Origin of the sequence: Sphingomonas sp. (assembly GCF_017744835.1) — a bacterium.
Classification (GTDB): domain Bacteria; phylum Pseudomonadota; class Alphaproteobacteria; order Sphingomonadales; family Sphingomonadaceae; genus Sphingomonas.
This window is the reverse complement of record NZ_JAGIAM010000003.1, coordinates 617,423-630,205: the sequence shown is the minus strand read 5'-3', so window position 1 is coordinate 630,205 and position 12,783 is coordinate 617,423. Positions and strand designations below refer to the sequence as shown.

The following is a 12,783-nucleotide window of genomic DNA, read 5'->3' as shown; positions in this document are numbered from 1 at the left end:
TGCGGGGGCTTGCGCATTGCGGCGGCTTGCGAAATCACTCGGTTGCCGAAGGGCTTGCCAAGGCCTCGGTGAGTCTCGCCTCTTGCTGCAGCGCAGCATGGCGGTCATAGGGGAGCGATGAAGTTGAGCCTCGAAGCCGATCCCCCCAACCCGCAGGCGATGATTCCGACCGTTCTCGAAGCGATCGTGCGCCTGCGCTGCCTGTCGATCACCTACAACCGCACGCGGATGATCCTGGCGCCGCACATCCTCTACGGCCGCAACGGCGGGCTGTATGTCGACGGCGTGGTGATCTCGCGCGAAGGCATGATCCCGCGCGAGGAGAAGGTGGGAAGCTTCAAGCTGGACGGGCTCAAGGACCTGACCCTGCTCGAGCGCGAATTCTCGATCAGCGCGCTGTTCGATCCCAGCCTTGAGAAATACCAGCCCGAGACGCTGATGAAGGTGGAGCCACAGGCGCCGCAGGACTGAGCGCCGGAACCGGGGCCCTCTCGCTGGCAGTGGCTGGGGACCCGGGCAATAGCGCAGGTTCAGGTGGCGATCCGAGGGAAGGCGATAGGATTTCGTGCGCCTAACTTCCCACTTTTCCCGCGAATCGAGCAGGAAAATTGCGCGCCCGAGCAATAGCGTTGCGCCGGCGGCCATGCGCTGAGCGAAGCAGGGAAGGCGTGCGGCTGACTCGTCCACGACGAGTCTATCCCAAGCGAAATCCTACATTGGAAGCGGAATGTTCAGCCCGCGGGCGGGCGCGCGACATCGGTGTGGCGGAGTAGCCATTCGCGGGCATGCGCTTCCTCGTGCCGCTCATAGACTTCGTAATGGACGCCGGGAATCACCGCGCCTTCGATCCGCGAGGCCGTGCGGATCCACTGCGCATCGGCGACGATCGCGACGCGCTCGATCTGGCGGATCATGCGGAAGACCAGAGGCAGCCGCTTGAGCTCCTCGGTGATTGCGGAGAGCGCGATCGACGGCGAGCCGCGGACATCGGCCAGCACGTCGAGCTTGGGCATGTCGTCGAGGATCGCAGTCATGCGGTTGAACGCGTCGCCGACCTCGGCGGAGGTGAAGCGGCCTTCGGCGACGATCTCGATCGCGCGATCGGTGAGGGGGGTGATGGTCAGCATGGGGATCCTCCCTTTGCGGTTCCGCAGTAACGCACGTCCGCCCTGCGGGTGCCGCTATGGCTGCTCGACCGGGATGCCCAGCTGGAGCGCGGAATAGGACATGACGCGGGCGCTGGCGACTTCAGTCACGGTCCAGCCGCTGCACAGGATCGGCTCGGCGGCATGCTCGCCGAGCCATCGCATCGCCTCGCTATGCCCCCCCTTCGTGACTGCGGCCATGGCGGCGGAGGCATCGAGATAGAACATCAATAGCCGTTGTCGCGCATCTTGCGGATCACCTCGGCACCGCTCTCATGCTGATAAGGCAGCTTGTTCGCGGCGAGCCGCAACGCCGCGACATCGACGGGCTTCTTCTCGGGCAGGGCGGGACGAGCCGCGCGACGGGCTTGCCTCGACGGACGATCTCGATGCTCTCGCCCGCCTCGACTCGATCGACGATCGCGCTGAGGCGCGCCTTGGCGTCGGCTAGGTTGATGCGTTCCATGGGAGAGTGCTGGCTCCTGACTAGGGCGTGAACTCATAATGGGAGCGGCTGACCGATCTACATTCCGCCCATCGCATCGCCGACGATGGTAGTTGCGATCAGGGAAGCGAAGGGCAGCGCGAGGGCCATCACGAGTTGCCTGACACCTCCATTGAGCGCGAGGCCGAGGAGAGCAGGCAAGGCGACCATCCAGAGCAAATTCCATAGACTCGGAGGAACACTCAGGACGATGGTGCCGTAGGTGCATAGCGCGCTGAGGAGTAGGGCCAGCACAATCTGCGCTGAATACCGGTGCCGAAGCAACACGTTCTCGGTATCAGTCATGTGCTCAGTTTCGTCCCTTTTGAGAGGATTCACAGGCGGATGCCCGCTGGCGGCTTTCCAAGCTTGCTCGAAGTCGTTCAGGTCGTATCGGCTCATACCGACGCTGAATCAAAAATCAGCGTCGATATGAAAGCCTCCGCATCAGCCCTCGTCGGGCTTGGGCATAATGCCCGCTGCGATCGCCGCACAATAAGCTTGTGCGACAAAGTCCATCATTTCATTCGATGACCTTGACACTGCAGCAAAGGCGGGCTGCTGATGGATCTCGCGAGCTACCGCCTTCATCTTCCTGGTCAAGGCTGGATTGCCACCTGTGGCTTCGAAAACCTTCTCCATCCAGCGCCGGGCGAAAACCATCGCCTCCGCCGAGCGAGGGTTGCCGGTTTTCATCAGTTGCGCTGCCTCTTCATGCAGTGCTTCCCAGCTGGTGTCAGGCTGGCTCATTCCGCGGTAGCCGTTGGCATCCAGGGTCGCCTGATCAGCGGAGGAGAAATGCTTCGCCGCTACAGCTTCATAGGCGGCGCTCAGATCATCGGTGCGCTTGTCGGTCATAGCCGTTTCCTTGGTGAGGTTCATCAGTTCGTCCGAGGAAAGGGCGCCTTGTTGGGCGAGCTTGGCCCTTGCAGCCGAAAGTAGTCGCAACGCCTCGCCAACTCGCTTTGCTTCCCGACGCAGCACCTGCTCGTGCAGTTCCAGGAATGTCGCGAGGTCAGGAAGACCGCCAGCCAGAAGCTCGGCTATCCGGCTGAGGGAGAAGCCGAAACTCTTCAAGGCGATCACCTGGTGCAGACGACTGATCTGGTCGGGTCCATAGACCCGCCAGCCCGCCGCCGTCCGCTCGGCGCGGACCAAGCCATGTGCCTCGTATAGCCGTAATGCCTTCCCGCTAACGCCAAGCCGGCGGGTGACTTCTGCGGAACGGAGATAAGGCTCAGTCTTCGTCAACATGCTGCCCTTCATCGAACGTTCTGCTCTATCGGACCGGCCCCAGGGGCCGGTGCAAGAGGAAATTGTCAGAAGGATCGACAGCTCGTCCGCGTCCGCGCGGTTATGGGTTCACGACCTAGCTTCTAGAAAGCGCCTTCGGCGATTTTTGGCTTCTCCCAATTTCTCACCCGACACTCACGAAACTATCCATAACCCGCTTGCGCCCGGCCTGCTCGAAGTCGATCTCGAGCTTGTTGCCTTCGATCTCGGCGATCGTGCCGTAGCCGAACTTCTGGTGGAACACGCGCATGCCCAGCGACAGGTCGGCGCGGGGCTTGGCGCCGAAGCTGACCGCCGAGGCGCGGCTTTCCAGCACGCGGGCGGGCTCGCGGGTGAAGGTGCGTTGGGTGAAGCTGCCGCCGGGGTTCTTCGCATCCACGCCGGCGGCGCGCTGCCAGCCGGGGCCGCGGCCGGTGCCGCGGGAGACGTCGGCAAAGGGGTCGGCACGTTCGGACCAGTTGGCGCGCCACAGGCTCTCGCCGCCCGACATGGTGGACTCGCTCTCGACATGCTCGCCCGGCAGCTCGGCGATGAAGCGGCTGGGCAGGCTGCTCGTCCATTGGCCGTAGATGCGACGGTTGGCGGCGTGGAGGATGGTCGCCTGGCGGCGCGCGCGGGTGATCGCGACATAGGCGAGGCGGCGTTCCTCCTCGAGGCTGGCGAGCCCGCCTTCGTCGAGCGCGCGCTGCGAGGGGAAGATGCCTTCCTCCCAGCCCGCGAGGTACACGGTGTCGAACTCGAGCCCCTTGGCGGCGTGGATCGTCATGATCGTGACCTTGGGCTCCTCGGCCGAGGCTTCGTTGTCCATGACGAGGCTGACATGCTCGAGGAAGGCGGTGAGGGACTCATACTCCTCCATCGCGCGGACGAGCTCGCCCAGGTTCTCGAGCCTCCCGGCAGCCTCGGCGGTGCGATCGGCCTGCCACATCGCGGTGTAGCCGCTCTCGTCGAGGATGATGCGCGCGAGCTCGGGGTGGGGGAGGGTGTCGCCCATGCTGCGCCAGCGGGCGATGTCGCCTATGAGGTTGCCGAGGCTGCGGCGGGCCTGGGGCGTCAGCTCGTCGGTGTCGAGGATGCGCGCGCCGGCGCTGGTGAGCGGCAGGCCCTGCGCGCGGGCATATTGGTGGACCTTGGCGAGCGCCTTGTCGCCCAGGCCGCGCTTGGGGACGTTGACGATGCGCTCGAAGGCCAAGTCGTCCGAGGGCTGGGCGACGACGCGGAGATAGGCGAGCGCGTCGCGGATTTCCTGGCGCTCGTAGAAGCGGAAGCCGCCGATGATGCGATAGGGCAGGCCGATCGCGATGAACCGGTCCTCGAACTCGCGCGTCTGGTGCTGGGCGCGGACGAGGATCGCCATGTCGTCGAGCGACAGGCCGCCGCGCTGGAGGCTCTCGATCTCCTCGCCGACGCGGCGCGCTTCCTCGGGGCCGTCCCAGATGCCGAGGACCTTGACCTTCTCGCCCTCGGGTTTCTCGGTCCAGAGTGTCTTGCCGAGGCGGCCGCCATTGTTGGCGATGACGCCCGAGGCGGCGGCGAGGATGTGCGGGGTGGAGCGGTAGTTCTGCTCGAGCCGGATCACCTTGGCGCCGGGGAAGTCCTTCTCGAACTTGAGGATGTTCTCCACCTGCGCGCCACGCCACGAATAGATCGACTGGTCGTCGTCGCCGACGCAGCACAGATTCTTGCGCTCCTGCGCGAGCAGGCGGAGCCAGAGATACTGGACGCTGTTGGTGTCCTGATACTCGTCGACCATGATGTAGCGGAAGCGCTGCTGATATTGCTCGAGCACGTCGCGGTGCTTCTTGAGGATCACCAGCATGTGGAGCAGCAGGTCGCCGAAATCGCAGGCGTTGAGCGTGCGCAGCCGCTCCTGATACTGGGCGTAGAGCGACTGGCCGCGGCCATTGGCATAGGCTTCGCTCTCGCCGGCATCGACGTCCGCCGGGCTCAGGCCCTTGTTCTTCCACTGGTCGATCAGCCCGGCGAGCTGCCGCGCGGGCCAGCGCTTCTCGTCGAGGTCGTTGGCGGTGATCAGCTGCTTGAGCAGGCGGAGCTGGTCGTCGGTGTCGAGGATGGTGAAGTTGGACTGGAGGCCGACGAGCTCGGCGTGGCGGCGGAGCATCTTGGCGCCGATCGCATGGAAGGTGCCGAGCCAGGGCATGCCCTCGACGGCCTGGCCGACAAGCCGGCCGACGCGCTCGCGCATCTCGCGCGCGGCCTTGTTGGTGAAGGTGACCGCGAGGATCTCCGACGGATAGGCGCGGCGGGTCCAGAGCAGGTGGGCGAGGCGCGCAGTGAGCGCGGCGGTCTTGCCCGTGCCGGCGCCGGCGAGGACGAGGACGGGCCCCTCGGTGGTCAGCACCGCCTCGCGCTGGGGGGCGTTGAGGCCCTGGAGATAGGGGGCGTCGTCAGGGGAAGGCGCGGGCAGGCTCATGGCGAACAGTTAGGGAACGTGGGGACGCAGGGCAACCGCAAAACGGGTTGCGTCAGCGGGTGGGGTCGAGTAGAACAAAACGGGATCATGGAGGAGGATGTCATGGAGATCACCGGTAAATGCCATTGCGGCGCGATCCGCTATTCGGCGGAGGGAACGCCCGAGCACCATGCGCTGTGCCATTGCACCGATTGCCGCGGCTGGTCGGGAGCGCCGATGGCGGGCTGGATCGCCTTCAAGGAAGAGCAGGTGACGATCGAGGGCACGCCGGCGAGCTACAAATCCTCCGAATATGCCGTGCGCCAGTTCTGCCCGGCGTGCGGGACGGGGCTGTTCTACCGCAACCCGACCTATCTGCCGGGGATCATCGACATCCAGTCGGGCACGCTCGACGACGGCGCGGGCAATCCGGCGGGCGCGCAGATCATGGTCAAGGAGCGGCTGCCGTGGATGGAACGGGTGAGCGAGCTGCCCGAGTTCCGGAGTTATCCGGGGATGGATTGAAGCGATTGCGGGGGCGCGTGGCAGCGCCTAATCGGTCGGCATGAACTGGCGGAACCGGAAACTGCGCCTGGCCCTGGTGCTGGCGCTCGCGATCTTCAGCGCATGGACGGCGTGGCGCAGCAGCCAGGCGCCGCAGCGTCAGCCCTGCGTGCCCGGGCGGCACGAGGAGAAGGACGACAGTGGCAAGGTGGTGAAGATCACGCGGATCGAGTGCCGCAGCTGAGGCGGCTCAGACGCGGGTCTCGATCGCGTGGGCTGCGAGCTCGACGCTGACGCGGATGCCCTGGGTGTCGGCGCGCAGATCGGCCTTGAGGTGATCGACCGGGTTCCAGAAAGCGACCAGCGCGCCCGCGGCGAGCGCGAGCAATGTTGCGAAGAGGAACCGCCGTCCCGCCGACTCACGCATCGCCCGACTCTCCCTTTTCGGCGCGTTGAGGTGGCGCTTTGCTACGCGCGCGAAACTGTCGCGGGGATGAATGGCGGGAGGGAGTTCGCGCTGGTTTCCGGCTGCTCGCGCAATATCCGGAATGCGGGCATTCCGATCCGCGCAATTCCACGCTAGGGCACGTGGCGGAGAGGGGACCTGAATGACCGCAATCGCCGCCGCCGCACCCGTTTCGCATCGCCGCATCCTGTTTGCGAGCCTGGTCGGGACATCGGTCGAGTTCTACGACTTCTACATCTATGCGACCGCCGCGGCGCTGGTGTTCCCGCGGCTGTTCTTCGCGGGGATCGACGAGCAGTGGCAGCTGCTCTTCTCCTATGCGAGCTTCAGCGTGGCCTTCTTCGCCCGGCCGCTCGGCGGCGTGGTGTTCGGCCATTTCGGGGACCGGATGGGTCGCAAGTCGACGCTGGTCGGCTCGCTGTTCCTGATGGGCCTGTCGACGCTGCTGATCGCGTTCCTGCCGACCTATGCGATGGCGGGCGTGGTCGCGCCGGTGCTGCTCACGCTGCTGCGTTTCGGCCAGGGGCTGGGGCTGGGCGGCGAATGGGGCGGGGCGAGCCTGCTGGCGGTGGAGAATGCGCCGCCGGGCTGGGCCTATCGCTACGGCAGCTTCCCGCCGCTGGGCGCGCCGGTGGGGTTCATCTTCGCAAACGGATTCTTCCTGCTGCTCGGCGGCTTCCTGACCGAGGCGCAGTTCGCCGACTGGGGCTGGCGGCTGCCGTTCCTGGCGAGCGCGCTGCTCGTCGGGCTGGGGCTGTGGGTGCGCCTGCGGTTGACCGAGACGCCGGCCTTCGTCGAGGCGGCCGAGACCGCGCCGCCGCCGCGAGTGCCGCTGGGCGAGCTGCTGCGCAACCACTGGCTGCCCACGCTGGCGGGCACGGTGGGGACGATCGCATGCTTCGCGCTCTTCTACATCTCGACCGTCTTCATCATCGGCCACGGCACCAAGGCGCTGGGCTATGACCGCGAGGCGTTCCTGGGCGCCGAGCTGGTCGCGATCCTGTTCATGGCCGCGGGCATCGGCCTTGCGGGGTATCGCGCGGACAAGTCGACCGCAGCGCGCGTGCTCGCCTTCGGCTGCATCGTGACGATCGTGGTGGGGCTGACCATGCCCGTGCTGCTGGTGCCCGATGCGCTTCCGCGGGTCTTCTTCTGGCTGGCCTTCGCCCTGTTCATCATGGGCTTCGTCTATGGCCCGCTGGGCGGATGGCTGCCGAGCCTGTTCCCGGCGCGCGTGCGCTACACGGGGGTGTCGGTGACCTTCAACATCGGGGGGATCATCGGCGGCGGGCTCACGCCGCTGATCGCAGAGGCGCTGGTGACGCGCGGCGGGCTGGCGCTGGTCGGCTATTACCTTGCTGGCGCGGGAGTGCTGAGCCTGATCGGGCTCGGAATGGTCTCGCGCCGGGGAAGCACTACCGCCTAGCGATAGTTGAAGATCGAAGGGCGCGGGGCTGGTTCGGCGAAGGGGGCGGGGCCGGCCACCGGTGTCACCGCCGGAGAAACGGGTGCCGTGGTCGGCGCGAGGGCCGGCACGGCGGTGCGTGCCAAGGCCTCAGCCAGTCCCGAGAAGGTCAGGTCCGAGCCAGTGAGCCGCCAGCGCGGCGCCGACTGGATCGGACGGCCGAACTTGGCGCCTTCCTCGAACGCGCGGTTGAGCCGGTCGGTGAGCCCGGCGCTCTGGAACTCGACGATCCGCTTGCCGGTGATCATCACGCCGCCCCAGGCACAATGCGCGGTCACGGCATCGGCGAGGAAGCGTCCGACATTGTCGGCGAGCATCGCCAACCGGTCGGTGCGCGTCACCTCGGGCAGATGCTGCGTCCAGATCGGCGAATCCACCGAGACGGTGAGCACCATTTCCCAGCGCGTCGCCGGCACGCGCGGCAGCGCCACGGCCTCGGCAAGGCGGCGGTCGAGCGCAGAGGCCGGCGCGAAGCCGCAATGGCCCATTTCGCTCTCGGTGATGCGCAGTGTGCCCGAGCCGTCGGAATCGATCACCGCGAGGCCGACGCCGCGCTCGACGTTGATCGCGAGCCAGCGATTGCGCGCAGTGAAGTCGGGCAATCCGCCATGGCGCGAGAGCGGCGCGAGCTGGATTCCGGTGCCGCCGACCGCGGCCCAGCCCTTGGCGGCGACATGGTTGATGATCGTCGGCGGGGTGCCGAGGATCGAGGCAAGCCCGGAGCGGCTGATCGTCCAGCGCCCGCGATGGAGCGAGATCGATTCGCCGTAAGTAGCGCCGTAGATCGCGATCGCCGCGGCGGCCTGCCACAGGGGCTGGCCGGTCTCCGCCTCGAACCGCAGCATCGCCTCGATCAGAGTCGAAAAGCGGTCGAGCGGCCATGCCGTCTCGTTGCGCACTTCGCCGCCCGCACCGATCCAGGCGAGGCGAACTTCGGAATCGTCAATCGCGACCGCGAGCCTGCGATTTTCCACCGCTCTCTCCGAATGTTTCGGAGCAGGCATGGCCCAACAGATTTAAGAACCCATTACGCCAGCGACATGTTCTCGCGAGTTGCGGTCAGCGGAGCAGTCCGCCGCCGGCGCGCTCGACTTCGTCGCGGCGACGGAGGCTCCGCGCCTTGAGCAAGTCGTGGCGCGAGAGGATGCCCACCACGCGCGCCGTGCCGGGTTCGACGATCGGGATGCGGCCGATACCCGTCTCGACCATCAGATCGGCGACCGCGCCGATCGGCGTGGCGGGGGCGGCAGTGGGCTGGGAGGCGTCCGAGAGGATCTCGCCGAGCGGGATCTCGTCGCTGCCGCCGAGCGTCTGCCAGCGGAGCGCATCGCTGCGCGAGACCAGCCCGAGGAGCCGCCCGCGCTCATCGACCACCGGATAGCTGCGATGGCGGGCAGTGGTGGCGAAAAAGGCGATCGTCTGCGCGACCGATTGCGCGCCGGGCAGCGTCTCGGGCTCTGACGTCATGACGTCACCGGCCTGGAGGAAGTCGAGCGGATCGACGGTATATTCCTGCAGGATGTGGCGGCCGCGGCGCGCGATCTTCTCGGTGAGGATCGAGCGGCGCATGACGAGCACGCTGACCGCATAGGCACCGGCCGATCCGATCGCGATGAGCGGCAGCGCGTTGAAATGGCCGGTCAGTTCGGCCGCGAACAGCGCCGCGGTGAGCGGCGCGCGCATCGCTCCGCTGAGGATCGCCGCCATGCCGATCATCGCCCAGAAACCGGGCGCCCCCGGAAGGAAGGTGCCGAGCAGATAGCCGAGCGCGCCGCCGAGGATGAGCAACGGCGCGAGCACGCCGCCCGAGGTCCCCGAACCAAGCGCGACCAGCCAGACCAGCGCCTTGACCGCGGCGAGCGCGAGCACGACGCGGATCGCGAGCGAGCCGTCGAGCAGCGCCTGGATATTGGCATAGCCGGCGCCGAGGACATGCGCGTCGACGAGGCCGCCCGCGCCGACCACCAGCCCGCCGATCGCCGGCCACCACATCCAGTGGACGGGCAGGCGCGCGAACAGATCCTCGATCCGGTAGAGCAGCACCGAGAGCAAGGCCGCCTGGAGCCCGACGAGGATACCGACGCCGAGCGCCGCGCCGGACACCGGCCAGGGGCTGGCGAAATGCACCGCGGGGAAAGGGAAGAGCGGACCGGTGCCAAGCAGCAGCGGCCGCCAGGCGAAGGCGACCGAGGCGGCGACGACGACGGGGACGAAGCTGCGCGGCTTCCATTCGAACAGCAATACTTCGATCGCGAGCAGGATCGCGGCGATCGGAGTGCCGAAGATGCCGGTCATGCCCGCGGCGGCGCCGGCGACGAGCAGCGTCTTGCGCTCCGCGGCGCTCAGATGGAAGCATTGGGCGAACAGCGATCCGATCGCCCCGCCGGTCATGATGATCGGCCCCTCGGCGCCGAACGGGCCGCCGCTGCCGATCGAGATGGCGGAGGACAGCGGCTTGAGCACCGCGACCTTGGGCGAAAGGCGGCTCTCGCCATAGAGGATCGCCTCGATCGCCTCGGGGATGCCGTGGCCGCGGATCTTCTCCGAGCCGAAGCGCGCCATCAGTCCGATGATCAGCCCGCCGATCGAAGGGATGGCGAGGATCGCGAGGCCGACATTGTTGTCGACGATCTCGGCGGGAGCGGCGGAAAGACGGCCGAACCAGAAGAGGTTGGTCGCGATCGCGATCAGCTTGAGCAGCACCCAGGCGCCGAGCGCGCCTCCGGTCCCCACGAGCAGCGCGGCGACGGAGAGCATCAGCATGCGCCAATCGGCGCTGTGATCGGCGAGCGGACGGACGTGCGGGGCTTGCGTGGCGGTGTCGGACATAGGACCTTGAGAGCGTTGCGGCGGCGCAGTTATATCGTGCCGCGATATAATTCAACGGGAGTATCATGCCCGCCGATCCGCTTTCCGACGTCGACTATGCCGCGCTTGCCGACTTCCGCCATGCGCTACGCCGCTTCCTGGTGTTCAGCGAAGGCCATGCGGCGGAGTGCGGGCTGACGCCGCAGCAGCACCAGGCGCTGCTCGCGATCCGTGGCGCCGAGAGCGAACAAGTGACGATCGGCTGGCTCGCGGAGCGGCTGGTGGTCAAGCCGCACAGTGCCTCAGGGCTGGTCGACCGGCTGGAGGCGCTGGGGCTGGTCGAGCGCGCGGTCTCGTCCACGGATCGGCGGCAGGCACTGGTGGCGATCACGCCCAGGGCGCGAGACTTACTGGCGCGGCTGTCCGAGACGCATCGCGAAGAGCTGCGGCGGCTGCGGCCGCTGTTCACCAGCCTGCTGGCGCGGCTCGACTGAAGGCGTTCAGGCCAGGCGGAGCAGAGTGAGGCGTGCCTTGCCGTGGACGCGGGTCGTGTCGACCGCGAAGCCGGCGACGTCGACTTGCTCGTCGCGGGCGGTCTCGATGCTGATCCAGCTGCCGGGACCGGCCCAGCCGAGGCGGCCGAGCTTGTCGAGGGCGACCGCGCCCGCACCGGTGCCATAGGGCGGATCCATCAGGATCAGGTCGAGCGGCTTGGGAGCGGGGCCGAGCGCCATGACCGAGCCGGGGCGAATGTCCGCCCCTTTGGCGCCGAGCTTGGCGATGTTGACGCGGAGCGCGTCGAGTGCCGCCTTGTCCTGCTCGACGAACAGGCAGGAGGCGGCGCCGCGCGACAATGCCTCGAGCCCGAGCGCGCCCGAGCCGGCGAAGAGATCGGCGACGGCGAGCCCCTCGAAGCTGCCGAGGCGCGAGGCGAGCATCGAGAACAGCGCCTCGCGCGTGCGATCGGCAGTGGGGCGCGTAGTGTCGCCCTTGGGCGCGGCGAGCGGGCGGCCGCGCCATTCTCCGGCGATGATCCGCATTACTTGCGCGTCCTGGGCGGGCGCTTGGGACCCGAGGGTTTGCCGCGGCCGCCTGCCGGGCCGCGCGACGGACGAGGGCCGCGGGGCCGATCGACCAGATCGCCTTCGCGCGGGCCCTGCGCCTCGCGGTGCGCCCTGGCGCGCTGGGCGCGGGCGGGGTTCACCGGCTTGAGCGTTTTGCGATCGCGCGGGCCGGTACGTTCCTCCTCGCGAACCTCGGGGACGCGCTTGGCCGCAGGGGTGGCGCGCTCGGTGAAGCGCGGGGCCTTGGCCGCGGCGGGCTTGGCCGGGGCGCGGCGGAGGCGACGATCGGGCTCGACCGCGGACTTGGGCTGGGGCGAAGGCTCGGGAGCCGGTGCAGGCACGCGCTCGCGCACCGCGAACTGCAGGTTCGACGCCGCCTTGCCGCCGCCGGGCTTGGAGAGGACTGTGCGGAAGGTGATCAGGTCGTGCCGGCGGATCTCGTCGACATCGCCCGCGGGCAGGTCGCCGAGATAGAAGGGGCCGTAGCGCGTGCGGATCAGACGGTTCACCTCGAGCCCGAGATATTCGAGCACACGGCGGACCTCGCGGTTCTTGCCCTCGGTCAGCGTGAGCTCGATCCAGACATTGGCGCCGGTGCGCCGCTCGATATTGGCGTCGATCGGGCCGTAGCGCACGCCCTCGATCTCGACGCCGAGCATCAGCTCCTCGAGCTGGGGCTGGCTGACCTGGCCATAGGCACGGGCGCGGTAGCTGCGCTCGACCCCGGTCGCCGGCAGCTCGAGCTCGCGCTTCAATTCGCCGTCGGTGGTGAGGAGCAGCAGTCCCTCGGTGCTCAGGTCGAGCCGGCCGACGGGCATCACGCGCGGCAGGCCGTCGGGCAGGCGATCGTAGATGGTCGGGCGGCCCTTGGGATCGCGCTCGGTGGTGAGCAGGCCGGCGGGCTTGTGATAGCGGAACAGCCGCGCCGGGGCAGGCGCCTGGACCGGCTTGCCGTCGACGGTCACCCCGTGGAGCGACGCGAGCAAAGTGGCGGGCGTATCGAGCGTCTTGCCGTCGAGCGCGATGCGCCCTTCGGCAATCATGCGCTCGATTTCACGGCGCGACGCGATTCCGGCACGCGCGAGCAGCTTGGCGATGCGCTGGGGTTCGCGCTCGGGCTTGGAGGGGTTGGAGGCGGACA

General features: G+C 67.8%; 15 protein-coding genes and 1 pseudogene. 5 read left to right on the top strand and 11 right to left on the bottom strand.

The annotated features are described in order from the left end of the window. Positions 1–117 precede the first annotated feature (117 nt). On the top strand, positions 118–471 hold the full coding sequence (locus tag J7500_RS10855; protein WP_294061722.1) for a WYL domain-containing protein: 354 nt from the start codon (positions 118–120) through the stop codon (positions 469–471). Positions 472–731: 260 nt separating this feature from the next. Here J7500_RS10855 and J7500_RS10850 read toward each other — a convergent pair whose 3' ends face one another. From J7500_RS10850 to J7500_RS10825, 6 genes are all read right to left on the bottom strand, one after another. Next, positions 732–1,127: an STAS/SEC14 domain-containing protein gene (locus J7500_RS10850; RefSeq protein ID WP_294061721.1), complete on the bottom strand. Its 396-nt coding sequence runs from the start codon at positions 1,125–1,127 to the stop codon at positions 732–734. A gap of 54 nt (positions 1,128–1,181) precedes the next feature. After that, positions 1,182–1,373 carry a hypothetical protein gene (locus J7500_RS10845; protein ID WP_294061720.1) on the bottom strand — a complete coding sequence of 64 codons (192 nt, stop codon included), beginning with the start codon at positions 1,371–1,373 and terminating at the stop codon, positions 1,182–1,184. A 28-nt stretch (positions 1,374–1,401) separates the two neighbouring features. Continuing rightward, positions 1,402–1,611 carry a type II toxin-antitoxin system Phd/YefM family antitoxin gene (locus J7500_RS10840; protein WP_294061719.1) on the bottom strand — a complete coding sequence of 70 codons (210 nt, stop codon included), beginning with the start codon at positions 1,609–1,611 and terminating at the stop codon, positions 1,402–1,404. A 57-nt stretch (positions 1,612–1,668) separates the two neighbouring features. Beyond that, positions 1,669–1,935: a hypothetical protein gene (locus J7500_RS10835; RefSeq protein WP_294061718.1), complete on the bottom strand. Its 267-nt coding sequence runs from the start codon at positions 1,933–1,935 to the stop codon at positions 1,669–1,671. Positions 1,936–2,076: 141 nt separating this feature from the next. Further along, positions 2,077–2,895: a MerR family transcriptional regulator gene (locus J7500_RS10830; protein ID WP_294061717.1), complete on the bottom strand. Its 819-nt coding sequence runs from the start codon at positions 2,893–2,895 to the stop codon at positions 2,077–2,079. Positions 2,896–3,046: 151 nt separating this feature from the next. Then, entirely contained in the window at positions 3,047–5,356 is a 2,310-nt protein-coding gene (locus tag J7500_RS10825) for an ATP-dependent helicase (RefSeq protein WP_294061716.1), read from the bottom strand. 102 nt (positions 5,357–5,458) lie between these two features. Here J7500_RS10825 and J7500_RS10820 point away from each other — a divergent pair, with 102 nt between their 5' ends. After that, positions 5,459–5,860 (top strand): GFA family protein, encoded by a 402-nt coding sequence (locus tag J7500_RS10820; protein WP_294061715.1) that lies wholly within the window; start codon positions 5,459–5,461, stop codon positions 5,858–5,860. A gap of 40 nt (positions 5,861–5,900) precedes the next feature. Next, positions 5,901–6,083, top strand: coding sequence for a hypothetical protein (locus tag J7500_RS10815; protein WP_294061714.1), 183 nt, complete (start codon positions 5,901–5,903; stop codon positions 6,081–6,083). 6 nt (positions 6,084–6,089) lie between these two features. Here J7500_RS10815 and J7500_RS10810 read toward each other — a convergent pair whose 3' ends face one another. Next, a complete protein-coding gene (locus J7500_RS10810) occupies positions 6,090–6,266 on the bottom strand; it encodes a hypothetical protein (protein ID WP_294061713.1) in 177 nt (58 codons plus the stop codon). A 181-nt stretch (positions 6,267–6,447) separates the two neighbouring features. Between J7500_RS10810 and J7500_RS10805 the strand changes: the two genes are divergently transcribed. Next, positions 6,448–7,731, top strand: coding sequence for an MFS transporter (locus J7500_RS10805; RefSeq protein WP_294061712.1), 1,284 nt, complete (start codon positions 6,448–6,450; stop codon positions 7,729–7,731). On the opposite strand, the gene J7500_RS10800 is transcribed toward J7500_RS10805, so the two are convergent. Both J7500_RS10800 and J7500_RS10795 read right to left on the bottom strand, forming a co-directional pair. Continuing rightward, positions 7,728–8,744 carry a glucokinase gene (locus J7500_RS10800; protein ID WP_294061711.1) on the bottom strand — a complete coding sequence of 339 codons (1,017 nt, stop codon included), beginning with the start codon at positions 8,742–8,744 and terminating at the stop codon, positions 7,728–7,730. The genes J7500_RS10805 and J7500_RS10800 overlap by 4 nt on opposite strands. Positions 8,745–8,829: 85 nt before the next feature. Next, the gene (locus tag J7500_RS10795; protein ID WP_294061710.1) at positions 8,830–10,599 is read right to left on the bottom strand and encodes a chloride channel protein; all 1,770 of its coding nucleotides are present in this window, start codon (positions 10,597–10,599) and stop codon (positions 8,830–8,832) included. A gap of 65 nt (positions 10,600–10,664) precedes the next feature. Here J7500_RS10795 and J7500_RS10790 point away from each other — a divergent pair, with 65 nt between their 5' ends. After that, a complete protein-coding gene (locus J7500_RS10790) occupies positions 10,665–11,072 on the top strand; it encodes a MarR family transcriptional regulator (protein ID WP_294061709.1) in 408 nt (135 codons plus the stop codon). 6 nt (positions 11,073–11,078) lie between these two features. Here J7500_RS10790 and rsmD read toward each other — a convergent pair whose 3' ends face one another. Then, complete coding sequence (gene rsmD / locus J7500_RS10785; RefSeq protein WP_294061708.1) at positions 11,079–11,618, bottom strand: 16S rRNA (guanine(966)-N(2))-methyltransferase RsmD; 540 nt, start codon at positions 11,616–11,618, stop codon at positions 11,079–11,081. A gap of 458 nt (positions 11,619–12,076) precedes the next feature. Continuing rightward, positions 12,077–12,745: pseudogene (locus tag J7500_RS10780) on the bottom strand (pseudouridine synthase); the annotation flags it as partial. Positions 12,746–12,783 lie beyond the last annotated feature (38 nt).

What these genes read in the sequence shown, in the direction of transcription:
- J7500_RS10855 (WP_294061722.1), top strand. Translation starts at nt 118, where the DNA reads ATGAAGTTGAGCCTCGAAGCCGATCCCCCCAACCCGCAGGCGATGATT.
- J7500_RS10795 (WP_294061710.1), bottom strand. Translation starts at nt 10,599, where the DNA reads ATGTCCGACACCGCCACGCAAGCCCCGCACGTCCGTCCGCTCGCCGAT.
- rsmD (WP_294061708.1), bottom strand. Translation starts at nt 11,618, where the DNA reads ATGCGGATCATCGCCGGAGAATGGCGCGGCCGCCCGCTCGCCGCGCCC.
- J7500_RS10830 (WP_294061717.1), bottom strand. Translation starts at nt 2,895, where the DNA reads ATGAAGGGCAGCATGTTGACGAAGACTGAGCCTTATCTCCGTTCCGCA.
- J7500_RS10835 (WP_294061718.1), bottom strand. Translation starts at nt 1,935, where the DNA reads ATGACTGATACCGAGAACGTGTTGCTTCGGCACCGGTATTCAGCGCAG.
- J7500_RS10840 (WP_294061719.1), bottom strand. Translation starts at nt 1,611, where the DNA reads ATGGAACGCATCAACCTAGCCGACGCCAAGGCGCGCCTCAGCGCGATC.
- J7500_RS10790 (WP_294061709.1), top strand. Translation starts at nt 10,665, where the DNA reads ATGCCCGCCGATCCGCTTTCCGACGTCGACTATGCCGCGCTTGCCGAC.
- J7500_RS10820 (WP_294061715.1), top strand. Translation starts at nt 5,459, where the DNA reads ATGGAGATCACCGGTAAATGCCATTGCGGCGCGATCCGCTATTCGGCG.
- J7500_RS10810 (WP_294061713.1), bottom strand. Translation starts at nt 6,266, where the DNA reads ATGCGTGAGTCGGCGGGACGGCGGTTCCTCTTCGCAACATTGCTCGCG.
- J7500_RS10825 (WP_294061716.1), bottom strand. Translation starts at nt 5,356, where the DNA reads ATGAGCCTGCCCGCGCCTTCCCCTGACGACGCCCCCTATCTCCAGGGC.
- J7500_RS10845 (WP_294061720.1), bottom strand. Translation starts at nt 1,373, where the DNA reads ATGTTCTATCTCGATGCCTCCGCCGCCATGGCCGCAGTCACGAAGGGG.
- J7500_RS10850 (WP_294061721.1), bottom strand. Translation starts at nt 1,127, where the DNA reads ATGCTGACCATCACCCCCCTCACCGATCGCGCGATCGAGATCGTCGCC.
- J7500_RS10805 (WP_294061712.1), top strand. Translation starts at nt 6,448, where the DNA reads ATGACCGCAATCGCCGCCGCCGCACCCGTTTCGCATCGCCGCATCCTG.
- J7500_RS10815 (WP_294061714.1), top strand. Translation starts at nt 5,901, where the DNA reads ATGAACTGGCGGAACCGGAAACTGCGCCTGGCCCTGGTGCTGGCGCTC.